This window comes from Natronomonas gomsonensis (assembly GCF_024300825.1).
Taxonomy (GTDB): Archaea; Halobacteriota; Halobacteria; order Halobacteriales; family Haloarculaceae; genus Natronomonas; species Natronomonas gomsonensis.
This window is the reverse complement of sequence record NZ_CP101323.1, coordinates 3,443,326-3,467,499: the sequence shown is the minus strand read 5'-3', so window position 1 is coordinate 3,467,499 and position 24,174 is coordinate 3,443,326. Positions and strand designations below refer to the sequence as shown.

Below are 24,174 nucleotides of genomic sequence, written 5' to 3'. Positions count from 1 at the left end.
AGCGACGGGCCGCGCGACGAGCCCCCTCGAGTTGATTTATCCTGATTCCCACGGTACGATGAGTATGTCAAGTTCGGAGCCATCTCCCTCCCGACGCCGCTGGCCGCTGCTCGCGGCAGCGCTCGGGGTCGTCATCGCCGCCATCGTGTTCGCCCGCCGCCGGTTTGCCACCGAAATCAACGACCACGTCGACGCCCTGTATGCGGCGGCCGACTCCGAGCAGCCGGCGCCACCTCGATTCACTCCCGACGACATCGAGTCGTTGCCGGCGCCGGTCCGCCGGTACTTCGAGCGCGTCCTCGAACCGGGACAGCCCCACGTCCGAACGGCGCGATTGCGACAGCAGGGGACGTTCCGCCTTGGCGGGGCCGACGCCGACTGGCGCCCGCTGGAAGCGACCCAGCACGTCACCGTCCGGCCACCGGGATTCGTCTGGGACGCACGTATCGACATCGCCCCACTCGTTCCCGCCCGCGTCGTCGACCTGTATCGAGCGGGCGACGGCATCCTGAAAGCGCGGCTGTTCGGCGCCATCCCCGTGGCGAGCGCCGGCCCCGCCCCTGAGATGAACGAGGGCGAACTCCTCCGGTATCTCGTCGAGGCCGTCTGGGTGCCGACCGCATTGTTGCCCGAGGCGGGCGTCACCTGGGAGGCCATCGACGACGACTCGGCGCGTGCAACCCTCGAAGACGGCGACGTGACGGCCTCGGTCGTGTTCCACTTCGATGCCGACGACGAAATCGAGCGCGTCACTGCCGAACGCTACCGACAAGAAGACGACGACTACGCCTCGTGGACTGGGCACTTCCGCGCCTACGAGCGTCGCGACGGCATGCGAGTGCCGACCGAGGCGGAGGTGGCCTGGACCCTCCCTGACGGTGACCTCCCCTACTGGCGGGCGACCATCGAAGCTATCGACTACTCGACGTGAAACAGCCTCGTGACATCAGGGCCGGGCACCGGCATCCGTCGCGTCCGGCATCTCGCCGTCGGTGAGTCGTTCCCGGCCGTAGACGGCGATGACGGCGAAGACGATGAAGACGTACACTGCGAGGTGGACGACCGTGACGACGCCGACGGCGCTTTCGTCGATGATGCCGTCGATGACGATTTGGTCCGCCGCCAGCGGAATGACTACGTCGGCGGTGTTCGCCATCGCGTGTAGCACCATCACGAGCAGAACGCTGCCGGTGTTGTTGTACAGCCACCCGAGCAGAATCGACAGCGTGAGAATCCCGCCGACCCAGCCGAGCGTGTTGACGAGCGGGAAACTGGAGTGCGGCGTCACGGGGATGACGAAGTAGGGGGCGTGCCAGCCGGCCCAGACGACGCCGATGAGCAGGCTCGCCGGCACCGCCCCGTAGCGCTCGTTGAGGTGTGGCTGGGCGAACCCACGCCAGCCGGGTTCTTCGTTGAGACCGCCGCTCAACAGCAGCGCGAACAGGAAGATGACGGCGAACAGAATCGGCGAGGGAAACGCCTGCCCGAGGTCGACGGGGCCGCGAACGACGACGAGCACGAGCGTGATACCCACAGCCGCTGCAATCGGGAGGCCGGCGGCGACGGCCCACCACTTCCAGCCGACCCGCCAGCGAGTAATCTGTCGCGCCCACGCCCGAACGTCGTCGCCGCGCAGCCACGTGACGACCGCGGCGCTAATCGGCGGGCCGAAACTCCCCACGTAGACGAGAATCGCGGCCGACCAACTCGGCTCCATGAACACGGCCGGCGCCGAAACCACCCACGTGTAGAGATACGCACCGAGGAAGAACGCGACGACTGGACGGTCCTCGACGAGCGGTATGCTAGAACTTTCCATAGAAGAACACTCCTCGGAATCGCATTAAACGCTTTTCCGCTCCAAGGAGGGGCCCGTCACCACACAGAAACAGTTCGTCGTTCAGTCGGCCGTCGCCGCACAGTTGTTCGGCCCGCGTTCGAGTTGCAGGGCGCGCTGTCGTGGGATGTCGCGTTGGCCGAGGTTCGTCGCGATGAGCTGGGTGTGGTTCGCGGGCCGCGGCGGCATATCGGCGAGGACGGCCTCGACGAACTCCTCTTCGGGCAGCGACAGGATATCGAGTCGCTCGACGACATCGCGTAGGGGGGCCGTGTAACTGCCGTCGGCAGCCGGTTCGGCGTGGGTCCCGTGATGTCCCGGCGCGATGAGCGTCTCGTCGGGTAGCGTGAGAACCCGCTGTTGTAGCGACTGATACAGTTGGGCTGCGGCTTCCGGTGCGCCGTCGGCGCCGGCTTCGAGGTCGGGCCGGGCCACGCTGTCGACGAACAGCCCATCGCCGGTCAGCAGGACCGCCTCGTCGACGTAGTAGGCGGTCATCCCCGAGGTGTGCCCGGGCGTGTGAATCGCCGCAATCGTGCTGTTCCCGACTTCGAGCGTCTCGCCGTCGGCAATCGTCTCGTAGGAGATGTCGTAGTCGATGCCGCGGTCGACCGCAGCCGCGGGGACGACCGCAGTCGCGTCGGTGTGTTCGCCGAGTTCGCGGACGCCGCTGACGTGGTCGGCGTGGACGTGCGTGTCGACGGCGTAGGTGAGTTCGCTCCCGTGGTCGGCCGCAACGTCGACGTACTCCCGGGCGAAAGCCGACAGCGGGTCGATGACCGCCGCTTCGTCACCGGAGACGACGAGATACGCCAGACAGCCGCTGGAGGGGCGCCGGAACTGCAGCACCGTCGCGTCGGCGTCCGTCGTCAGTTCCGTGTACACCGAGAGGTCCGCCCACGCCTCCATCCCGCCAGCGAGATTTCGGACGTCGACGTCGGCCCGCCGGAGATGACGCGCCGATTCACGACTGATTTTTCCCGTCCCACAGACGGTCACGACCGTCTCGGTCGGATGGTCGGCCAGCACCTCCGCGGGGTCCAACTGGGTCAGCGTCCGGTCGGGCACGTTGACCGTCTCGACGCTCGGCCCCTCGATGTGCCACTTCTCGTACTCGTGCGGTTGGCGCACGTCGACGACCGTGACCGGTTCACCCGCCTCGATGTGCTCGTACAGGTCCTCGGGCGTCATCTCGGGGACGGAAGACATGGTTCTACCGAGTCAATCTCACCGCAGGAACAAAAAGGATTCGACAATATTGTTCTATTTACGAAATTCTATCGAACCGAAGTGAGTGCTAGTATCGCGATACGAAGGGGTCACTCGAGGTGACACCTCGCGTTATCAGGCCTCGATTGCTCAGTCCAGTTTGCCCTGCAGGACCTTTGGCGCGGTGAGTATCGGGTCCCACACCGGACTGAACGGCGGCGCGTACGCGAGGTCGGTGTTCTGGAGTTCCTCGACGGTCATCTCCGCGGCGAGTGCGGTCGCGACTGTGTCGATGCGTTTGACACCCTCCCGTCCGACGAGGCTACTCCCGAGGACGCGACCGGACTCCCGGTCGGCCATCAGCGTGACCGTCAGTTCCGAGCCGTCGGGGTAGTAGTGTGCCCGCGAGGCCGCCGAAATCGTCACCGAGACGGGGTCGAAACCGGCTTCTCGGGCCCGCTCTTCGTCGATGAGCCCGGTCCGGGACGCGCCGAGGTCGAAGGCCTTCACGATGGCCGTCCCGGCGATGTCGCCGGTCGGCGTCGGTGACCCGGAAATCGTTTGTCCGATAGCGCGGCCGGCGCGGTTGGCCGTCAGCGCCAACGGAACGTGGTCGGGTTCGCCGGTCACCACGTGGCGCGCCTCGGCACAGTCGCCCGCGGCGTAGACGTTCTCGTAGTTCGTGCGGCCGTAGTCGTCGGTCGCGATGGCGCCGGTCGGACCCAACTCGATGCCGGCGTCCTCTGCGAGGTCGACGTTCGGTGCGACGCCGACGCCGACGATAGCGATGTCGGCTAGCTGGGTGTCGTCTTCGAGTTCGACGACCTCGACGGAGCCGTCGCCGTCGAATCCGGAGACGGCAGTCTCGAGATGGAGTCCGACGCCCTGTTCTCGCAGGTGCTCTTCGACGGTTTCCGCGACCGTCTCCCCGAAGGGCTGGAGCACGTGCGGCAGCATCTCGTAGATGGAAACGTCGACCCCGCGTTCGGCCAGCGCCTCGGCCATCTCGATGCCGACGTAACCACCGCCGACGATGGCGGCCGTCTCGGGAGACTGCTCGCTGACGAACGTCTCGATGGCCTCGGCCTCGTCCATGTCGTGGATGGTGAATACGCCATCGAGGTCCATCCCGTCGAACGGCGGTTCGATCGCGGTCGCCCCCGTCGCGACGAGGAGGTCGTCGTAGGGCTGTTCGAACGTCTCCGTGCCGTCGTCGACGGTGACCGTCTGGCCCTCCGGGTCGATACCGACGACTTCGTGGCCGGTCCGCAAATCCACGTCCCGCTCCTCGCGGAACTCCTCGGGCGTGACGGTGACGAGGTCGTCGATGTCGTCGACGGCGCCCTTCACGTAGTACGGCATCCCGCAGGCGGCGTAGGACACCCACTCGCCCTTCTCGAAGACGACGACGTCCATCTCCGGGTTATCCCGTTTGACCTTGCTCGCGGCGCTCATTCCAGCTGCGTCTCCGCCGATGACGACAAATGTATCACCCATACGTCATAGTTCGGGTGGGAGTGCCAAAAGTATTTCTCAAATTCCACAATACTGAGAACGTCCAAACCGGACGAACCACCCGGGGGTCGCGAGCGAAAACTGTCAAGAGGGTCCGCTACCTCGCAGTGACAATGAACAGCATCGACGAGTGGTACGACGTCGAGGCCGTCTCCGATGGCACCTACCGGATTTTGGAGGGGCCATACTACGGGATGTATCTGGCTGCGGGAACCGAGCGGTCGTATCTCATCGATGCGGGCATCGGCGTCGGTGACCTCCGCGCGCTCGTCGAGGGGTTGGTCGACACCCCCGTCACGCTGTTGCTCACCCACTGGCACTGGGACCACATCGGCAACGCAGCGCAGTTCGACGACGTTCGCATCCACGAACGGGAACGCTCGCCGGCCGGCCGGGTCGCACTCGACGGTCGCTCCGAGGAGTTCCTCGGGCGTCCGGCGAACTTCCTCGAGCGCTGGCAGGCCGCCGGGGAGGCGTTGCCCGACGACTTCGACGCCGACGACTACGCCATCGAGCCAGTCGAGAACCCGACGCCACTGTCGGGCGACGAGACCTTCGACCTCGGTGACCGAACGCTCGAAAGCCTCCACCTCCCGGGACACTCCCAGGGACAGTTGGGCTTTCTCGACCGCCAGTCGGGCGTCCTCTACGGCGGTGACGTGATACACGTCGACGAAGGGCTGTACGTCCACCTCGAAGGCGGTGACTTGCGAGCCTATCTGGAGACGTTCGAACGACTCCGCGAGTTGCGAGACGCCGGCGTCTTCGAGACATTGCTCACGAGTCACAACCCGCCGTTCGTCGGTGAGGAGTTGGCGATTCTCGACCGACTCGAAGACGGGCTTCGACGCATCATCGACGGCGACCCCGACTACGAGGTGGTCGAGACGGACTGGGGTGACGCTCGTCGATACGAGTTCGGGGGGTCAGTGGTGTTTACCGAACCGTAACGAGCGTCGCGGTTCGTTTCAGGCAGTCATCTCAGCCACACGGCGATGAGGGTGAGCACGAACGCGAGGAGGGCCAAGAGTAAAACGCTACTCGGACTAACCGAATCGGGCTTCGAGGAGGGCATCAGTGCGAACTTGACACCAGCGGATTATAAAACCAGTCAGTATTCCCGAGACCAACGAGCGCCCACTCGCTTCAGCCGTCAGTCCATTCCGGTCGTATCGACGACTTCGTTCGTTTCCAGGTCGACGATAACACTGAAATACAGTTCGTCAGTAGCCGGATTCGAGACTCTGACGGCGACTTCGTCGTCAACGTAGTCGGGTTGTCGGTCGACGACGACGCTTCCATCGGGCTCCGTCACATCGAACGTGTAAGTGGTGCCGTTGTCACTTTCCACATCGCCAGCCAGGACAGTGCCATTGAGACGCACCGAAGACTCCGCTGTCAGCGTGTGAATCGGGTCGACGGTGAGTTCGTAGCGATGCAACTTCGCCAGAGACCGCTGGATGGTCTCGTTGTCCCGGGTGATTTCCTTGGCCCGTCGACGCTCGGCGGTAGACACCGGGTCGGCAGTCGCCGTGTGAACCGTGTACTGCTTGTCGTTGGTTTGTTCCACTTCGAGACTGTCGACCCGCTCCATGTTGCCGACGACAGTCGTTTGCTGGTCGCCGGCTTCGAAGGTAACGTTCTGATCGGAGACGACGAACGCCGGTGGCGACTCCGAGTCGCGGAGGGAATCAGTTGCATCCACAGTGGCTCCGGTAACCGCGAGCCCGATACCGAGGAGAGCAAGCCCAGCGAGGAGAGCGAGACGTGCACGCAAGTCGGTCATCGTTATCTACAGTATTGGGTGAAACACCAAATCAGTCCTTGGCTGAAACGCGTTGGAAACCGGTTTGAAAGGCGTTTCACAGGCGTTTCACGCCCGTTTTTCGACGAGAGAGCGATACTCATTAAACGGTGCCGTGAGAGACGTATCGGTATGGAATTGCCGGCCCTCCACGGCAAGCGACTGCTCGCAGCGATTCTCTTCGTGGCTGCGACGCTCGTCCTTGCCCTCCAGTTGATTACGCCCACACCAGTCGTGGTCTCCCTCGGGCAAAGCGGCGCAGAAACCACCCAGTTAGGTGAGTACTTCACGTATCCCGAAGTCGCCGTCGTCGCCGTCGCAGCAACACTCCTCGGCGGGAGCGGGACCTATCTCCTCTTCGACGACGCTCCCGACGGAGTGGACACCGAGACGCGAGAGCGTCAACAGACAACGACACCCGTCGGCCGAGGCACCGACAACGCGGACGCCGTGCGCAGCGACGGTGACGGTATCGCTCAACCACAGTCGGAAGCTTGGGACGAGACGATTGAGCGCTTGCACAACAACGAAAAGACCGTGTTCACCATTGTTCGGGACGCCGGTGGGAAACTCCCCCAGCGTGACATCGTCGAGGAAACCGACCTCTCGAAGGCGACGGTCAGCCGGACACTGGATACCCTCGAAAGCAAGGACCTACTCGAGCGCAAACGACGAGGGATGGGAAACGTCGTTGTTCTCACGTAGCCGCTACAGCCGCTGAAACGGCTTTCGAAACCGTTTCGGAACACATTTCCAATCAAACACTTTCAGGTCTTTCTTCGAAGGGTACGACGAGAGCACCACCCCACCGGCGGACCCGAACCCTCGCTGATTTCGAACGGTTTGCGAGGGGTAGACGGTCGATTTACCGTATCCACCGGCCGGGCGTGGCGGCTCTCACACGAGGTGAACGAACACGATGCGACACAAACTAGCCGTCCTGGCGGTCGCCGCACTGCTTGCCCTCAGTACAGGCGGTGTCGTCGGCGCGACCCTGGACACCCCGACCGATGAATCGACAGAAACCGAACTACCGAACGACCACACCGTCGAGAATGTCAATCCCGACGAGCTGAGCGAGGAAGAAGCCGACCGCGCCCTCGAGGCGGCGTGGGCGAACGAAACCGTACGGAGTTACTTCGACGACGACACAGGCGTCCACTTCAAGCTCTGGGCCTCGGCGTTCGACGAGGACTCCGTGTCCGTCCACATGGCACCCGTCGACGCCCCCGATGACACGCGAGTCATCGCCGAGGTCGACCTCACCGACGGAGTCGTCACGCGGACCCACGAACCCGTCCGACTCAACGCCTCCAACGCCATCGAAATCGATGGGAGCAACTACGACATCGAAACCGTAGATGCCCAGAAACGAGCCGACAGCGACGAGAACGCCACGCGAATCAGCTCCGATGAGCTCCATCAGGTCCAACTCAACGAGAGCTCGATAGAACGTGGCGGTGACGGAACGTTCACGATGGAAGTCGAAGGCAGCGAGGAGACGACTTCCTCCGAGGACATCATCCGAATCGACCTCTCGGCGGAGAACTGAACTACCGTAGGGGCTGAACTGCAGCCACCTCCGGTTTTCCTCGCTCGCCGTTTCGGTCCTGACCCCCGATATTAGTCAGTAAGCCATCGTTTAATCGGCGATTATTCGTTTCGACTGCTATCGAACACCGTTGGGCGCCCGCCGAATCGCACCCGGCGACCGCGAAAATCGCTCCCGGTTTTACTACCCCGGCACTCACAGACGAGGATGCTGTGTCAGAGACGCCGAAGTGGATCGAAGAACGTATCGATCGGAACCTCAACAACACGCTCACCCAAGAGCACGTCGTCGAGACGATGCTCGAGGCCGATCGACCGTTCTTCTCGATTCGACAGCTCCAAGCGCGTGTGAAACCGGACGTCGGGAAAGGAACGGTCCGGAACCGACTCAAGGAGCTACAGGAAATCGATGTAGTCGCGACCGAGACGTATCCCGAATCGATTACGCTGTACTACATCGATCACCGAGAATCGGACTGGCCGCTCTCACCCGAAGGCAAGCGTGCGTTGACCAGCGAATCCCCGCTGGATCGGCTCTCCCTTCGCGGATTCCTCACCCTTCAAGACACCGTGGGAATCCGCACGCTCGTACTGGCAGGCTTTCAACTCAGTCTGCTGCTTTTCGCACTCGGTGCCGTCGCGCTCGTTCTCGGAGTCAACGCGGGAACGCAAAGCGACAGCCGACTGCTGGCCGCCGCCTTCGACCTCTTCGGCATCTGTCTGCTCCTGTTGATTGGCGAACGAATCGCGCGTTGGATTCGTAACAAGGACTGGTTCGGAGCCGAGTGACCGTATCGCATCGAAACAACTGAGACACGAACACACCCTCCCACGAAATGACAGAAACGACATCGTCGCCCGACCTCTTAGAGCAACGCCCGATTACCGGAATATTGGTCCACATCTTCGGCTTCCTGACCGGCCTCTTCGGAGCCGGTATCGTCGGCGCTGGCATCGTATACCTGGCCTCGAGTCACCAATTCACCAAAGAGAACGCACGGCACGCGCTGAATTGGCATCTATCCATAACCATCCTCGCAATCATCACCATCGTGACCTTCCTGTTCGGTGCCGAAGAACTCGAAACCGGGACGGGAGGGACAATAGAGCTCATAACGCTTCCCGCTCCGTTGGATACCGTCGTCACGGTGGTGGCAATCGTCTCCGCATTCGTGTTCATCGTCGCCTCGTTCCTCGGCTTGATATTCCCGTTTATCGCGACAGGGAAGGCCATCTTCGGAACGGCTTGGAAGTACCCACTGGTTCCCGAACTCGTGTCGAACGATGAGTAATGCACACCCCGCTACGAAGCGAGTCAGCCCTCGGAACGCAGGACTCGACGTCGACCTAGAGGGAATCGCAGCCCTCCTCGAAGACGAGCACGCACGCTCCATCCTCCGACACACGAGCGACGAACCGTTGTCGGCGCGTGAGTTGATGGACCGCTGTGGCACCTCGAAAGCGACGACGTATCGACGCATCGACCGCCTCCGGGAACATGACCTCATCGAGACGCGGCAGCGACACGACCCGGACGGCCACCACTGTGAGACGTACGTCGCGACCTTCGAGGCGGTAACCGTCGAATTCGTCGACGGCTCTTTCGAAGTCTCCCTCGACCGGTCACATCGTTCGACAGGAGAGTCACTGACCGTAGACACCGAAGACGACCGTCAGCGTTGATATCGTCCGGGGTGAACCACTCGACATCGACGTACAAAGCGCAAAAGAACATGAGAGACAGCAATACCGTGTCGTCGGAGAACGACGACGAGGAGGAGCGAGGAACGCTAGACAAGGTCGTCAACGTGGTTCTCGAGCTACTTGGCCTGTTTTGACAACGCCGAGGGAAAATCGATGGCTGCTCGGTTCGAATCCCCCGAATACCGTTCGGATGCCGCCCTTCCTTAGCCGCCGCTGACACGACGGTCGAACACGTCGATAATCGGGTCGGGGTTCCGAACGTGTGGCAGCCGAAGGTCCCGCTCGGAACACTCGATGACGACCGTCGACGTGTCGAGTACGCCGTCAAGTCGACCCTGCTCGATGCGCAAGCCGCTTTCGTCCCACGGCTCGATTCGCCACAACCGCGTCCGAAACAGTCGGTCGTAGGCGACAACCGTGTCTCCCGACACCCGATACTCGATGCCACCGTACCGCAGCCAGTAGTCGAGCAGGAGAAGCATCATTGGAACGACGAGAGCGAGTGCCACCAAGACAAGCACAGTATCCCAGACGCCACCCATGACGAAGAGCAGCGACACGAGGAGGATGAAGCCACCGACGGCCAGCGCACCCGGATGGCGTCGCACGTTCGAGACCGAAACGCCGCCCACGGCTCTGCCCACGCCGGTCGGGCGCAGTCGTTCGGTTACGGGCTTGGCCGGAAGGATGGAGTCTTCGGATGGGGGTTCGTACGCCCACCCGAGTTCGAAGTACGACGCCTCGTCGAAGGCGACCAACCGGTCGCGATAGAGACCCCCGAGGTCGAACGCGAATTTCACGAGGACGATTCCAACCAGGAGCGGGAAGCCGACGACAGTCGGGTCGACCGCCGTAATCGGGTCGTCGGGTTCGACCGCCCCCGCACCAAGCCCGACGAACATCGCGGTCAACATTCCGCCGACACCGATTACCGCGGCGCGGATGAACACGCCCTGAATCGCGGTTTGCGCGCTATGTTCGCGGTAGCCACCTCGGTAGAAATACTCGAGGAGCGTCGAGGCCCCTTCGCTGCAGAAGATGCCGAAGCCGGCGAGTACCACCATCACCAGTGCGTCCGGGTCGGGTGTTTCGGTCCCGATGACGCCGACTGTCATGACCCCCGCGAAAAACCACAGGAGTGTGAGGATGGGGATGGCGACGGCCATGACGGGTAGCGTCGAAAGCCGAATCCCGAGGTCGGTAAACGGAAGTCGAATCGTCGTTCGCTTACTCGCCACCGCGCCCGCAATCAGTGGAGAACCATCGAGTTCCGAGGGGCGGCCGGCAAACAGCGCTTGAGCGAGTGCCCAAAACGAGAGGATGCCGAGTTCGAACCAGTAGAGAAAGACGAGGGCCGCGAGGTCCCAGCCCAGGAAGACGACGCCGACGAGTGGCAGCGCGTTCGCAACGATGACGGCTATCGTCTCCGCGGGAGGACTGTAGTGTTGTACGGTCTGGAGGGAGACCATCGGCCGAATATGCGGATTGGCCGAGACAAGTATCTGGCTGTCTGCAGTTCAGGAGTCACTCGGCTTGTGCCGCCGCGATAGCTTCAGTGGGCGTCCGACGCCGTTGTACGCGCGCCGATTGCCGGCCAGTGGCCGCAGAATCTCCGCACCGATTTATCCCGTTCTGGAGACGAGGGGGCTTTGCCATGTCCGCCCTCCCGCCATGGATAGAACGTCGAATCGACCGGGGGACCGATTTCGACGCGATTCGAGTCGGACTCGTCGAATCGCTACTCCAGACAGATCAGCCGTTCCTCTCGACTAAACAGTTGTGTACGGACGTTTTCCCCGATATCGAAGACGAAATACTTCTGGAGCAACTGGACGAACTCCGAGCGAGCGACATCGTCGCCACGACATCGTACGACGAGCCGGCGACGCTGCACTACATCAGAGACCCGGACTCGGAGCAGCCACCAGCCGAGGCAGACCGACCTCTCACGGCAGCCAACCCGTTGGACCAACTCTCGCTGCGTCGGTTCCTTACGATGCGTGACACCGCCGGCGTCCGTACGTTGGTGCTAGCCGGCTTTCAGTTGAGCCTCCTGCTTTTGACTCTCGGCAGTGTGTTGACTGTTCTCGGTGTCGACCCGGGGGCCAAGAGTGACCTCGTTCTCTGGGATACTGCGTTCGACCTCTTCGGCGTCTGCCTGCTACTGTTGGTCACCGAGCGAGTAGTCAACCGGGTGCGTTCCAACCCCACCAACTGAACGACGGGACGACTGCCCGAATCGGCCATCGAAGTCGGTACTCAACGTTTTTCAGCACCTGTTCCGAAGCCGTTCGTGATGCCCTCCAATCACCTCGAATTGTATGTTGGAATGGTCGGTGCCGTCGCCGGAATCGGCGTTGTTACCGTTGGGTTTCTCGCGGGAACGTGGGGCGTCTTTTACGCTATTCTCACTTTTCTCGAAATCGGTTCGCCAGCCATGCTTTCGGCCGGAATCACTGCGATAATCCTGTTGACCGTCGGCTATCTCGAATACAGGCAGGTCGACACGATAGAGCGGTTCGCGGACGCCCAGACCGTGAGTCGAGATGCGGCACCGGAACTGTACGAGACGGCGACTCGAATCGCAGCCCAACTCGACGTACCTGTCCCCCGTATTGCAATAGCGGAACGAGACGTACCCGAAGCGTTGGCCGTCGGCTTCCGGCCGGACGCCGTTCACTTGGTGCTCTCGCGTGGCACCCTCGAAGCGCTTGAGGGAACTGACGAGTTGGAAGCGGTACTCGCTCACGAACTCGCTCACGTCAAAAACCGAGACGCGATGATTATGACCGCCGTTTCGCTCCCGGTCGTCCTCGCCGAGGGGCTGGGGACTCGGGTTTCGAAGGTGGAGAATCCCGGTTGGGGCGCCATTGTCGTCGTCCCGCTGGCGTTCCTCTCGACGGTCGTTTGGGTTATCGGACGAACAATCGTCGCCCGGCTTTCGAGAGTCCGAGAGCGGGCAGCCGACCGGGCTGCCGCGGAGGCGACCGGTTCGCCCGCCGCTCTTGCCAGCGCGCTCCAGCGGCTGGACCGAAACATCGCCGAGACACCGAACCAAGACCTCCGGGCGGTTGCGGGTGTCTCGTCGCTATCCATTCTCTCGCTCGAACCGGACGAACCCGAGAAGGTGATGCTCGGCCCCGACGGCGAAACCGAACCGTCCTACTGGTGGCTTCGAAAACGGCTCCACAGAATCGAACGACGGCTCTTCGATACGCATCCGCCGACGCGGGACCGAATCGAGGCACTGTCGGCCGAAGCGCGTCGACGAGAACAGACAAAAAAGTAGATAGACCGAGCAGCGTCAACGAGGCACCGTTCGATGCGGACGTTCGTTTTCGTCGCCTCGAAAAGAGGGCGGCAGTGGGGGATTACGGAGGGGGTGGAGGGAACGGATTTTCGCTTCGGCGTCGGATACTGCTCCCGCCTCCGACTCGGCGGGCACCTAATCGTGCACAGGTAAGTAACATCAAACCGCCCGCAGTGTTTCAATTCGTGAAACAGTGCCCTGCCGGTTTTACTCATCAGTTGTGAAACCTCGGGTGTCGCCATGAACTTAGAAGAATTCACCCAATCGCACGCCCCCACGGAGAGCGAAGACGGCTTTCGGAAGACGAACAATCGACTGCTCGAAATCCCCGTCGATGGGACGGTGATGATAAAGGCCGGGTCGATGATTGGATACACCGGCGAGATGACGTTCACCGGAAAATCCTCCGCCGAGGGTGGACTCACCGGGTTCGTCAAGGAGGCGGTGACGAGCGAGGGGACGCCGATTATGGAAGCCGAGGGGAGCGGTCGGCTCTACGTTGCCGACCGAGGCAAAAAGGTCCAAATCCTCGACCTCGACCCCGACGAATCGATTTCGGTCAACGGCAACGATATCCTTGGCTTCGGGTCCACGGTCGATTACGAAATCAACACCATCGGAAGCCTCTCGGAAGCGGCCGCCGGGGGACTGACCAACGTCTATCTCACCGGTCCCGGACAGGTCGCCATCTCGACGCACGGCGACCCATTGGTGATGACACCGCCGGTCGTGACCGACCCCGACGCAACCGTCGCGTGGAGCACCAATCTCTCACCGTCGTTCAGGACGAACAAGATGATTGAAATCGGACAAACTTCGGGTGAGACGATACAGATGGAGTTCACCGGCTCCGACGGGTTCGTCGTCATTCAACCGCACGAGGAAGGCTCACAGCTGTGACCCAGCCCCGAGCTGAAGCGGCGCTGTCCCCGATTGTCGGAGGGTAATCGAGAGGTCAGTTCTGTCCATGCATCCATCCCGTCTGGTATCGGCCTGTTTTCTCGTGGTTAGCATCCTGCTGTTGGCGCAAATCGGAACGACCGAACCACTCCAAGCGACAGCGGCCACGGTGCTGCAGGCCAGTGGTGGTATCGTGCTGTTCGTCGGTGCGGTATACGGTTTCGTTCGATACGAAGCAAACCCGATTGTGACGGAGTACGGACCGATGACGTACGTACTCGTCTTTGGGACGTTCGTGTGGGCAACTGGAATCGCCGTCCGATTGCTGCTTGGCTAGTCGGCGGCGACGGAATCAGGAACTGCTCTCGGCGTCTTCGAGGTCGCTGAGTTCTTCGATGACCGTTATCTCGATGGGGTTCTCCGAACTACCGACACCGAGACCGACGACGATGTGTTCGTCCGCCGGCGCGGTGACATCCACCGACCGTTCGGCCGACCCGACGCCGTTTATTTCGCTGTCCTCATCCAAATCGAGCGTAATCGTATACGCCCCGGCGTCCGTCAGGACGTCTCCGTAGGTGGTGTCACCGTTTTCGTCGGGGTCGTCGGTTCCCTCGCTGCCCGCGTCGTCTTCCTCGTCACTCGCCGCGAGTTCGAACTGCTCGTCGAGGACGGGTTCGTCGTTCGGGTCGGTAACCTGAATCGACCCTGCCCGCACCTCGTTCGTCTCGTTGAACAGGTTTACGTCGTCGAGAACTAGGCTTCCAAGGCTGTTCATCAGGTGCGTACAACCGGCGAACCCAGCGACCGCTGCGCTCGTGCTGAAGGCGAGAAATCGACGTCGACCGACTCCTGATGCAACTGCGGACTGCAACGTACCGTTGTCCGATGGCATAGCAACGACACCTCCACACGCAGGGGTTATCAGTCACCGAGCACCGTTTCAGGCCCTGAAACGCTTCGGTGATGTACGAGACCGTTTGTCAGTCGATGAATCGACACACACCGGAACGACGATTCGAAGCCAGCAAGCACCGTTCGGAACCGGTTTCGTGGCGGTGTCCGCACCCTCCATAGCGAACGCGGGGGCCTACATTTCCGGGCAGTGTTTCAGAGACTGCAACAGAGGACCGCGTTTTATTCATATCAACAAAGTAGAGGCGTCGTGTGGTGTCGACTGAATTGGGCGCCGTCGCCGTGTTTACAGCCGTCGTGCTGTTCGTCTGGTCTCCGTTGTTGGTCGTCGAGCGCCTCCGGGCACTGTTCGTTTGGCCGACGCGCTGGATGGCCCTGAATTACGCTCTCCTCGGAGTGGGAATACTCCTGGTTCAGTGTCTATCGTATCTCGCCGTGTTCCTCCTCGCAGCAGGGATAGGGATGGTCACCGGAGGCGACGTGGCCGCAATCGTCGGCGGCGTCATCATCGTGAACCTTGCCGTTCCGAGCGCCGGAGCGATTGCGGCGCTCCGAACGCTTCCAGCCCGCGGCATCTGGTCACCGGCTGGCGATGGATTGAGCGGGCGAATCGCACTCGGAGTGGGAGTCCTTTGGTACGCCATCGTCACGACCGTCCTCTTCCTCGTCATCGGAGCGGTGATTCTGGTTGCAAACCTTCCGACGTAGCCGAGGGCCAAGACAGCTACTCTCCGGATGTGAACTGCGCCGGCGTGACGTTTTGGACGAACAGAACACCGTCGTAGGTGTCACCGGGGGATGCCGGCAAGGGGACGGACCCTCGCTTGGCGGCGCGCGGAACCGAGAACTGAATCTCGGAGATGCCACCCAGCCATCGGTCGATGTTCGCGTCGTTTCGAGCGTCGTCGAAATCGAGGAAGAGCCGTGAGTTCGAGGCCGACACGAACGTCGCTGCAAGCGTTCCGTCTATCGGCTCGCCAAGGTCGAAGGACTTGAATTCGGTCCGAGCGTGATTCGTCGGGACGCCAAACGACCCGGTGCCGAACAGTTGTCCGAGCGAATAGTAGTCCGCCCCGAACTCGTCGGTTAGGTGCTGGCCCATTCGCGCGTTTGTCTCGCCCGACCCGCGGTAGCCCCGCATCGTGTGATTGGAGTTCCCCAAGACGACGGCGCGGTCGGCGCCCGTCCAGTCACGCAGCCACGAAACGTTCCGCGCCATCGCTTCGTCACGGAGCGCCTCGGCGTGGGCGGTCCCCTCTTGGTGGCTCGTCTCGAAGAACCGCAGTCCCCGTTCGAGCGTCCAGACGTGTCGCATCGTCAGTTGCCACGCCGACAGCGAACGCCGGTCGACGTACGTTGATTTCTTCGTCCGGAGCCGTTCTCGGAGTTCTTCGAGGAACGAGACACGGTCGTCGGTGATGAACTCGGCATCCGACTTCTCCGAGGGCGGCACCGTGAGCGGCTCCAATCTGTCCGTTATCTCGCTCAGATACTCCGAATCGACCGCCTCGAAATACGAGCGAATCGCCTCGGCGTTCGTATCGTAGAACTGGGCGTCGTACCCGTAGACGACGGCTTGGTCGTCAGAGGAGCGCCCCTCGTTGAACTCCCGAAGCCACCCGAAGAGCTCTCGGAGACCCGCTGTCTGCCAGAAGTAGAAGTCCAACGACGACATCGCCGCTTCGAGGCGTCCGTCGCCACCCGTGACGTACTCGTTGATTGCTTCGAAATCACCGAGCGTCCCTTCCATCGCAATCAGTCGATACCCGTGATTCGAAACGAGTCGCCGAATCAAGTGGTACGGCGCGGTTTTGAACTCTCGCACCCCGTGGGAGTTCTCACCGATGCCGACTATCGGTGCCGTCGAGACGGTCGAAGCGACGGTGTCGAATCCGTCGGACGAAGCCGAAAACTCGACGGGGACCGACTGTTGCTCGATTGCGGCGAGGGGGACACTAGAGTCCCCTTCATCCGGTGTGCCGGATGGGGTGGCGTCGTCCGGCGTGGGCGTCCCGCCAGTCTCGGAGTCGTTCGAGCACCCGGCGAGTGAACTGACACCCGTCGTGGCAAGTATCGTAGCGAACTGTCGACGCGAAATTCGGTTGGAGGGCAGCATGCGTCAACATGGGAGTTGCCACCCTCGGGTGAAAAATCTACATATCAAGTTTTCGTCGTTTGCCGATGAAAGTTGTTAACTGTGGGGCGTACGCAGAATGAACCTTGACCTGACAGAACGCTGGTGTGAGGCCGCAGTGGGTCGTTACGACCGTCTCCGTCTCACTCCTTCCGCCCCCACGCTTTGAACAGTTCGTCTCGTGTTCGAAGTCCGTCGGTCGGCAGAGCGTGGTTCGCGACGTAGGACTCGGCGTCGTGTTCGTTGTCCCACATCGCCTGGTGGGCATCGGGGAGGTCCTCCCAGTCGACCAGTTCGGGAGTCGTGATGTCGAGAGCGCCGGCGTCGATAGCGGCGTTCAACTGCTGGACCTCGTAGGCGTTCGACAGGTGACTGCCGAGAATCGACGCGGTCGGCATGTGAATCTCGCGTTGGCGCATCCAGACCTGCGGCGCGTAAAACGAGTACCGCCGGTCTTCGAGGCTCTCGCTGTAGACGACGCGGCCTGTGTGGGGGCGGACGAGCATCGTCGAGACGCCAAGCGAGTCCTGCCCGGCGCGTTCGAACACCACGTCCGGGTAGCCGCGTGGGTTCTCCGGCGTCCGGAGGTGTTCGCCGATTGCCTTCCCGAGCGGCTTGAACGCCGAATCGGTGTAGGCCTGGACGGCCTGCTTGAACGCCTCGGGGTCGGCTTGTGGATGGGGCAGTTCCGGCATCGTCTCGGGCCACTCGAAGTCGTCCTCGCGGCGCTGTAACCCTTCGATGGAGTAACTGCCGGCGACGGAATCCCCGTAGCCGAGCGATTCGACGAACTCCCGTTGCTCGTCGGTGTAGGCGACGACCACGACGGTCGCGTCTTTCTCGCGGGCCGCCTCGATTGCTCGCAACCCCACCTCGTCCAGAACATCGTCGGGGCCGGTATCGGTGCCGTAGTAGACGACGACGCCGTCGCCGGCACGCAAATCGACGCGGTCGAACATCGTCTCGGGCGTCTCGCTGCCGGGCTTGCCGAGGAACGTCAACTCGTAGCCCGTCGAGGCACCCCAGAAGGTGAGCGTGCCGCCCTCCCCGAGTGTCTGGAAGGTTCGGGGGAAGGACTGCTCGCCGGCGTGACTCACCGCGTAATCCGCACGCGTGCCGTGGTGTGATTCGAACGCCTCGACGAACGGCTGGCCGGCTTCCTTCCAGTCGCCCCACGCCTCGGGGTCGCGGGGAATCGGCCCCCAGATGTCGTCGTACGGCGCTTCGGTGCGGTCGATGGCCTGAGCGCCAGCGGAGCGAATCCGGTCGGCCCGGTCGGCGCTCGAACACAGGCCGGTCACCGAGACGCCGTTGCGCGTGGCGGTCCGGACGGATTCCCAGCCGGTGCCGGTCGCGCCGCCCTCGACGAACATCGCCGTCTCCGATTCGATGTCGAGGGTGGTGAACAGCGCCCGATACACCGTCCCGAGCGCGAGGACGTACGAGCCGGCCTCTTCCAACGTCGCCTCGGCCGGAATCGGATGGACCTGCGGCCCCTGTGCGACCATGAACTGCTGGTGACTGCCGTCGGGTTCCTCGTAGCCTTGGATGCTGAAACCCGCGTACATCGGGTCCAAGCCCATCCGCGGCGACAGCAGGTCGCTCTGTCCCGAGTAGACGGTGACGAGGTCGCCGACCTGTACGCGGCCCTGCCCGCGGACGGCCGCCCCCTGCTCGACGACGAGGGCGACGCCACCGCTTCCGGTGATGTGGCGGTCGCTGTCGTGGTTGTCGAACTGGCTGACGGGGATGCCGGTCACCGCCCAGATGTCGTTGAAGTTCACCTCGCTGGCGAGGACGTACAACAACACCTCGTTGGGACCGGGCTCTTCGACCGGGTAGACACCCTCGAGTTCCGCCTCGAGTGGGTCGCCGTGGTTCGGTTCGCCCGTCTCGGGGGCCTTCTCGACGGCGAAGCCGAACTGCCAATCTGGGACCTCGTCGACGCCGGGGTAGAACGGCTCGCCGACGGGAATGGCCTCGCCCGAGTCGATTAGCTCCTCGGCGTCCTCGATACCGGGAGCCTCCCGTGGTCGAAGCGGCAACGGCTCGCTTCGCTTGTCGAGGAACTTCTCGATGCCGGTCTTGCCACCGTCGGGGTCGACGACGGCGGCCCCGAAGTGCTCTGCTTCGGTCGCATACCCCGTCTCGATGCCGTCCTCGAAGCCCGTCCGGATGGCGTCGACAGCGCGGTCGAAGGCGGCCGCCCGGCCGGCGCTCGCGTGTTCACACTGCCGTCGGTTGCGAGCCACGTCAGGGTCGTCGAGGACATCTTCGTCGAACTCGCCGGGCGTCCGCCAGCGCTCGCGAGCGGCCCCTCGGTCCTCCTGGGCGTCGCGAAGCGTCGCCGTTTCGCCGCGGACGTGGGCCCGTGCGAGCGCCGCCGCCCGCGACCGGGCCGTCGTTTCGGTCGCCACCTCGTCGATAAGTCCCATCGCCTCGGCGTCGTCGGCGTCGACCGACCGGCCGTTCGTTATCATCGTCACCGCGTCGACGATACCCTCCGTTCCGCGCTCCTCGGCGAGGACTCGCGGCAGGCGCTGAGTGCCGCCGTAGCCGGGGATGAGGTTCAACCGGAGTTCCGGTTGCCCGAACTCGGCGTGGTCGTCGGCGACGGTGTAGTGGGTCGCCAACTGCAGTTCGTTGCCGCCGCCCAGGGCGACGCCGTTGACGGCCGCGACGACCGGTACCGAGAGCGTCTCCAGTTTCCGGAAGGCCTCGTGGGCCTTCGTCGCCAGCGTCCGGGCGGTGTCGGCCTCGTGGACCTCTTCGAGGAACTGCTCGATGTCGGCGCCGGCGACGAACGCCTCGCTCTCGCTGGCGAGGACGACCGCGTCCACGTCCTCGCGGCGGTCGAGGTGGTTCGCGACGGTGTTGAGTTCGTCCAGCGCCCGCTCGGTGAGCGCGTTGACCGGCGGGTTGTCGATGACGACCGTCGCCACGTCCGCATCGGCCCCCGGAACCGTGTTGTACTGCACCGTGAAGAACCGATACTCGTCGAGAACCTCCTGTTCGCGGGCGATGCGCTGCCGTCGCCGCCACCGCTCGGCCTTCGGCCGAATCGCCTCGACCGCCCCCGGGTTCTTCAGCGTCGTCGTGTCGCCGGGGTCCTCACCCGACAGCATCGCCGTCAGCATTCGGCGCATGTACTTCCCCGAGCGGGTCTCGGGGAACGCCTCGACCTCGATGAACGAATCGGGCACCGCGACGACGCCTTTCTCCTCTCTGACGAGGCGGGCCAGCCGGCGTTCGACCTCCGTGGTCAGTTCCGTCCCCTCCCGCGTCTGGACGAAGGCGACCGGAACGAGACCCTGCTCGTGGTGGGGCGCGCCCACGACGACGACGTTTGCGACCGGCGTCTCCGGGTTCAGTTGCTTGTCGCGCAACATCGCGCCCTCCAGTTCCTCGGTGCCCATCCGGTGGCCGGAGACGTTGATGACCTCGTCGGAGCGACCGTGCAGGGAGAACGAACCATCGTCGTACTGCTTTGCCACGTCGCCCTGCAGGTAGGCGAGCTCGCCCTCCTTTTCGACCCAGTAGGTGTCTTCGAAGCGCTGGCGGTTGCCCGTCCAGTCGGTCGGATTCTCGGGGTCCCATCCCTCCAAGTCGCCCCACACCGTCCGCATCAGATACGGGTACGGCTCTCGGATGATGATTTCGCCGCGCTCGCCCACGTCGGCGTCCTCGAAGCGGACGCCGTCTGCGGTCTCCGCTTTGCGCCACACGTCGCCGAACACCCACGGACAGGGGTAGGTGTGGGCGTCCGGGCGCAACTCGAAGTCCTCGTTGCCGAAGAAGTGCGTCCAGACGATGCCGCCGTGTTCGGTCGCCCAGTAGGAGTTGATGTACCACTCACACACCGCCTCCATGCCGAACTTCTGGACGGCCGGACTGACCGGCTCCGCACAGAACGTCGCCACGCGCAGCGAGTCGGTCGACCACGCCTCCATGTCGGCGACGTTCTCCTCGTCTTCCATCACCGTCTTCAGGAACGTGACGCCGGCTTTGAACGCCGTCACGCCGTAGCGTTCGATGATGGAGGTGAATCGGCCGGCGTCGGGGTACAGCGGCGACCCCTCGGCGATGACGCCGGTCGTCCGCGTCGAAAGCGAGGCGCTGATGAGATACGACTGCCCCGTAATCCACCCGGGGTCGGCGACGACGAATATCGTGTCCTCGCCCGGCACCACGTCGAAGGACACCGACATCGTATGTGCGATGCCGGCGGTGTAGCCGCCGTGGACGTGGACGACGCCCTTCGGCTTCCCCGTCGACCCGCTCGTGAAGATGACGAACAGCGGGTACTCCGCGTCGACCGGTTCGGGTTCGTTGCTCGCCCACAGCGCCTCGACGAACTCTCGGTCGGAGAGTTCCTCCAGCGCCTCAGGCGTCTCCACGTCGAAGCCGGCGTCTCGGGCGTTTTCGAGGACGCGCTCGCCCGCCTCGGCTTCCAACTCGTGGGCCCACGAGTCCCGCTCGTAGCACTGAATCTCGTGGCCGGTGTGTTCGACGACCACCACATCGTCGACGACGTGGTCGGCACCGACGAGCGCCGAGGCGAGTTCGGTCCGCACCGCCGACGCCCGCTCGGGCGACAGCGACAGCGAATCCAGGGCGTGTCCCACACCGCGCATCGCGTCGGCTCTGTCGACGGTTATCTCGCCCTCGATGGCGGATTCGACGCCCTCGCGGACGGTCGCGGCCTGCTCCTCGGAGAGGTCGAGGGTCGAAAGCGTCCGGTCGACGACATCGAGAACGGTCTCCGTCGGGAGGTACTCCTCCAGGGCCGGGTCGGCGTAGGCCTCCTTGTACGGCGTCACCTCGGCGTTCCGGTAGCCGCCGTCGGCTGTCACGAGCACGTCGGCGCCGAGTTCGGCGATGCGGTCCGAGAGGGTCTTGTCGCTGAACCCGCCGAACACCGGCGTGTAGACGACGCCGAGGCGCTTGCAGGCCTCGATGTAGTAGATTTGCTCGGGGACGTTCGGCATGTTGAGCGCGACGCGGTCGCCCTTCTCGACGCCGAGGTCACGGAGCACCTCGGCCGCGACGACGACCTCGTACAGCAGTTCCCGTCGGGAGATAGCCTCGGAGACGACCGGCCCGCCTCGGCCGTCGTTTTGCAGTTGGTCCCACCGGTCGCCCTCGAAGTGGTAGGCGATTTCCTCGCCGTGGCCGGCGAGAACGTGGCGGTCGACTTCGTTGAAACAGGCGTTCGTCAGGCCGCCGGCGAACCACCGATACAGCGGCGGGTCCGAATCGTCGAAGGCCACGTCCCACGGTTCGTATTCCGCGTCGTAGTCGAGTTCCGTCGGCATACACCCCTCGAAGCCGGTCCACGTCTCGGCGTCGGCGTCGAGACTCGCCCACGCGCCGTCGTCGGGGAGAAACCAATGGAGTTCGCGTTTCGCGATGTCGCCGTGGAACGCGCCGGGGTCCTCTCGGGCGCGCCGTCGCTGTTCGTCCCAGTCGTCGGCCGTCCGTATCGGATTGCTACGAATTCGGTCCGGCGGCCGAGGAGCATCAGAATCGTTCACACGTACCGCTGTAGTTCGCGACGGCAAAACCGCTTCGCCGATGGGAGGAATTTCCGCGAGGGGAGGTGTAAATCAGCCTGAACGAGACGCCGCGAGGGGTCTACCGAACGACGGTCACCGGGACGGGGCACCGTTGGAACACTGTCTGGGCAACGTTGCCGATGAACAGACGGTCGACGAGAGAGCTGCCGTGGCTTCCGATGACGACGGTGTCGAACGACTCCGCACGGTCGACGATGGCCCGCCCCGGACGGCCCATGTCGACAACCGTGTCGATGTCACGGTCGTATTCGTCGGCGATGGCGCGGGCGCGGGCGAGCACCTCACTCGCCTGTTCCTCGGCCGCGGCTTCGATGTCATCTTCCAGCGCCAACGCGGTCGCCTCGCCGAGCATCGACGACGGCTCTCCGACGACGTGCATGACGGTGACGTCGGCGTCGGCGTGGGTTTCGAGGGCGTACCTGAGCGCGCTCTCGGCGAGTTCCGAATCGTCCATCGGGACGAGTACGCGTGTCGTCATACCACGACTACGCCCGAGAGCCGAATAAACGCTCGGGGGCGCTTACCAGAGGAACGTAAACAGCGCCCAGAAAGCGACGTACGAACCGAGCGTCGAGATGACCGGGACGAGGTTCTGCATCAGGATGACCCGCCCAGTCGTCGAAGGGTCGAACAAATCCGACGCCTTCGGGATGTCTTCGGGTTCTTCCTCGCCGATTTCGGGGGCTTCCTCCCCTGGTTCTTCGGCGGCCAAAGCGCCGACCGAGACGTTCGTTTCGTCCTCGCCGCGGATGCTCCCGGAGACCGTCGCGGTTCGGGTCGCCCGGCCCCAGCCGAGGCCGACGATTGACATCGTCGCGATGATGACGAAACTCGCCGGGATACCGATAGCCGACAGCCCGATGACGATAGCGGAGGCGACGACGGCGACGACGATGGCCGCGGTCAGCGGGAGGTCGGTGATGTCGTTGCCGAGCGTATCGAGCGTCCGACGGGCGATGGACAGCGCACCGACGGCGACCGCCGCCGACCCGGCCAGTATCAGCGGGTTCATCGACACGCCGGCGCCGTACAGCGGTGCGATGGCGTTGGCGATGTTGGACGTTCCCGACGAGAACGCCATCAGACAGCCGATAGAGACCAACACGATGGTCCCGAAGAACTCACGACGGGTGGTGTTCGGCCCCGCTTGCGGAACCGGAAGGAGTCCCGACCGGTCGAATTCGACGAGTGCGCCCTCGGTTTGGGTAATCGCGATCCAGCTGTTGAGCGTCGGGTAGACGTACCGGCCGATCATCACCGACACCCAGAATCCGACCAGCGGGGCGACGATCCACCAGATGGCGATTTCGCCCATCACCGTCCAGTTGAGTTCGCCCGTTGCGACGCCGAGGCCGGCGATGGCACCGACGGCCGTCATCGACGTGGAGGCAGGGACGCCGACGTAGTTGCCGACGAACAGCGCGCCGCCGATGAAGAACAGCACGACAATGCTCGTCTCGATGGTGAACACGCCGGGGTCGTAGACGAGGTCCCGGCCGAGCGTGTTGACGACGCGTCGGCCGATGGTCCACGCGCCGATGGCGAAGAATATCGACATCAACACGCCCGCGAGGAACTTCGAAATCGCGCCCGCGCCGACGGCCGGCCCGAACGCCGGCCCCGTCGTCGACCCACCGATGTTGAACCCGACGAACAGCGCGACGAGCAACCCGACGCCGATGAGTACCTCGACCACCCTCAGACCACCTCCGTTTCGAG

The 24,174-nt window shown here is 63.5% G+C and carries 22 protein-coding genes; 12 read left to right on the top strand and 10 right to left on the bottom strand.

Annotated features, from left to right (window positions below):
• The first annotated feature begins 64 nt into the window (after positions 1-64).
• Positions 65-931 (top strand): DUF6920 family protein, encoded by an 867-nt coding sequence (locus NMP98_RS18415; protein WP_254859308.1) that lies wholly within the window; start codon positions 65-67, stop codon positions 929-931.
• 15 nt (positions 932-946) lie between these two features.
• On the opposite strand, the gene NMP98_RS18410 is transcribed toward NMP98_RS18415, so the two are convergent.
• The 3 genes from NMP98_RS18410 to NMP98_RS18400 all read right to left on the bottom strand — a co-directional run bounded on the left by NMP98_RS18410 (position 947) and on the right by NMP98_RS18400 (position 4,543).
• Positions 947-1,819: a CPBP family intramembrane glutamic endopeptidase gene (locus NMP98_RS18410; protein WP_254859307.1), complete on the bottom strand. Its 873-nt coding sequence runs from the start codon at positions 1,817-1,819 to the stop codon at positions 947-949.
• A gap of 81 nt (positions 1,820-1,900) precedes the next feature.
• The gene (locus NMP98_RS18405; protein ID WP_254859306.1) at positions 1,901-3,046 is read right to left on the bottom strand and encodes an MBL fold metallo-hydrolase; all 1,146 of its coding nucleotides are present in this window, start codon (positions 3,044-3,046) and stop codon (positions 1,901-1,903) included.
• Positions 3,047-3,196: 150 nt separating this feature from the next.
• On the bottom strand, positions 3,197-4,543 hold the full coding sequence (locus tag NMP98_RS18400; protein WP_254859305.1) for an FAD-dependent oxidoreductase: 1,347 nt from the start codon (positions 4,541-4,543) through the stop codon (positions 3,197-3,199).
• 131 nt (positions 4,544-4,674) lie between these two features.
• On the opposite strand from NMP98_RS18400, the gene NMP98_RS18395 reads away from it, so the two are divergent.
• Positions 4,675-5,511: an MBL fold metallo-hydrolase gene (locus NMP98_RS18395; RefSeq protein WP_254859304.1), complete on the top strand. Its 837-nt coding sequence runs from the start codon at positions 4,675-4,677 to the stop codon at positions 5,509-5,511.
• Positions 5,512-5,714: 203 nt separating this feature from the next.
• Here the strand turns inward: NMP98_RS18395 and NMP98_RS18390 are convergent, their stop codons facing one another.
• Complete coding sequence (locus NMP98_RS18390; protein WP_254859303.1) at positions 5,715-6,347, bottom strand: hypothetical protein; 633 nt, start codon at positions 6,345-6,347, stop codon at positions 5,715-5,717.
• Between the two features lie 150 nt (positions 6,348-6,497).
• Here NMP98_RS18390 and NMP98_RS18385 point away from each other — a divergent pair, with 150 nt between their 5' ends.
• The 5 genes from NMP98_RS18385 to NMP98_RS18365 all read left to right on the top strand — a co-directional run bounded on the left by NMP98_RS18385 (position 6,498) and on the right by NMP98_RS18365 (position 9,599).
• Positions 6,498-7,070, top strand: coding sequence for a helix-turn-helix transcriptional regulator (locus NMP98_RS18385; RefSeq protein ID WP_254859302.1), 573 nt, complete (start codon positions 6,498-6,500; stop codon positions 7,068-7,070).
• Between the two features lie 214 nt (positions 7,071-7,284).
• Entirely contained in the window at positions 7,285-7,917 is a 633-nt protein-coding gene (locus NMP98_RS18380; RefSeq protein ID WP_254859301.1) for a hypothetical protein, read from the top strand.
• Between the two features lie 212 nt (positions 7,918-8,129).
• Positions 8,130-8,705 (top strand): helix-turn-helix domain-containing protein, encoded by a 576-nt coding sequence (locus NMP98_RS18375; protein ID WP_254859300.1) that lies wholly within the window; start codon positions 8,130-8,132, stop codon positions 8,703-8,705.
• A gap of 104 nt (positions 8,706-8,809) precedes the next feature.
• Positions 8,810-9,208 carry a magnetosome magnetite crystal formation protein family gene (locus NMP98_RS18370; RefSeq protein ID WP_254859299.1) on the top strand — a complete coding sequence of 133 codons (399 nt, stop codon included), beginning with the start codon at positions 8,810-8,812 and terminating at the stop codon, positions 9,206-9,208.
• Entirely contained in the window at positions 9,201-9,599 is a 399-nt protein-coding gene (locus NMP98_RS18365; RefSeq protein WP_254859298.1) for an ArsR/SmtB family transcription factor, read from the top strand. Before NMP98_RS18370 ends, NMP98_RS18365 begins: the two co-directional genes overlap by 8 nt.
• 224 nt (positions 9,600-9,823) lie before the next feature.
• On the opposite strand, the gene NMP98_RS18360 is transcribed toward NMP98_RS18365, so the two are convergent.
• A complete protein-coding gene (locus NMP98_RS18360; protein ID WP_254859297.1) occupies positions 9,824-11,089 on the bottom strand; it encodes a DUF6498-containing protein in 1,266 nt (421 codons plus the stop codon).
• Between the two features lie 185 nt (positions 11,090-11,274).
• Here NMP98_RS18360 and NMP98_RS18355 point away from each other — a divergent pair, with 185 nt between their 5' ends.
• From NMP98_RS18355 to NMP98_RS18340, 4 genes are all read left to right on the top strand, one after another.
• Entirely contained in the window at positions 11,275-11,838 is a 564-nt protein-coding gene (locus NMP98_RS18355) for a hypothetical protein (protein WP_254859296.1), read from the top strand.
• A gap of 78 nt (positions 11,839-11,916) precedes the next feature.
• Positions 11,917-12,909, top strand: a complete 993-nt coding sequence (locus NMP98_RS18350) for a M48 family metalloprotease (protein ID WP_254859295.1) — start codon at positions 11,917-11,919, stop codon at positions 12,907-12,909.
• A gap of 261 nt (positions 12,910-13,170) precedes the next feature.
• A complete protein-coding gene (locus NMP98_RS18345; protein ID WP_254859294.1) occupies positions 13,171-13,830 on the top strand; it encodes an AIM24 family protein in 660 nt (219 codons plus the stop codon).
• A gap of 103 nt (positions 13,831-13,933) precedes the next feature.
• On the top strand, positions 13,934-14,167 hold the full coding sequence (locus NMP98_RS18340; RefSeq protein ID WP_254859293.1) for a hypothetical protein: 234 nt from the start codon (positions 13,934-13,936) through the stop codon (positions 14,165-14,167).
• Positions 14,168-14,182: 15 nt separating this feature from the next.
• Here the strand turns inward: NMP98_RS18340 and NMP98_RS18335 are convergent, their stop codons facing one another.
• The gene (locus tag NMP98_RS18335; RefSeq protein WP_254859292.1) at positions 14,183-14,725 is read right to left on the bottom strand and encodes a hypothetical protein; all 543 of its coding nucleotides are present in this window, start codon (positions 14,723-14,725) and stop codon (positions 14,183-14,185) included.
• Positions 14,726-14,997: 272 nt separating this feature from the next.
• On the opposite strand from NMP98_RS18335, the gene NMP98_RS18330 reads away from it, so the two are divergent.
• A complete protein-coding gene (locus NMP98_RS18330; RefSeq protein WP_254859291.1) occupies positions 14,998-15,453 on the top strand; it encodes a DUF8162 family protein in 456 nt (151 codons plus the stop codon).
• Positions 15,454-15,469: 16 nt separating this feature from the next.
• Here NMP98_RS18330 and NMP98_RS18325 read toward each other — a convergent pair whose 3' ends face one another.
• The 4 genes from NMP98_RS18325 to NMP98_RS18310 all read right to left on the bottom strand — a co-directional run bounded on the left by NMP98_RS18325 (position 15,470) and on the right by NMP98_RS18310 (position 24,151).
• Entirely contained in the window at positions 15,470-16,861 is a 1,392-nt protein-coding gene (locus tag NMP98_RS18325; RefSeq protein ID WP_254859290.1) for an erythromycin esterase family protein, read from the bottom strand.
• A 161-nt stretch (positions 16,862-17,022) separates the two neighbouring features.
• Positions 17,023-22,413 carry an AMP-binding protein gene (locus tag NMP98_RS18320; protein ID WP_254859289.1) on the bottom strand — a complete coding sequence of 1,797 codons (5,391 nt, stop codon included), beginning with the start codon at positions 22,411-22,413 and terminating at the stop codon, positions 17,023-17,025.
• 100 nt (positions 22,414-22,513) lie between these two features.
• Positions 22,514-22,933 (bottom strand): universal stress protein, encoded by a 420-nt coding sequence (locus NMP98_RS18315; RefSeq protein ID WP_254859288.1) that lies wholly within the window; start codon positions 22,931-22,933, stop codon positions 22,514-22,516.
• 42 nt (positions 22,934-22,975) lie between these two features.
• Positions 22,976-24,151: an inorganic phosphate transporter gene (locus NMP98_RS18310; protein ID WP_156707371.1), complete on the bottom strand. Its 1,176-nt coding sequence runs from the start codon at positions 24,149-24,151 to the stop codon at positions 22,976-22,978.
• Positions 24,152-24,174 lie beyond the last annotated feature (23 nt).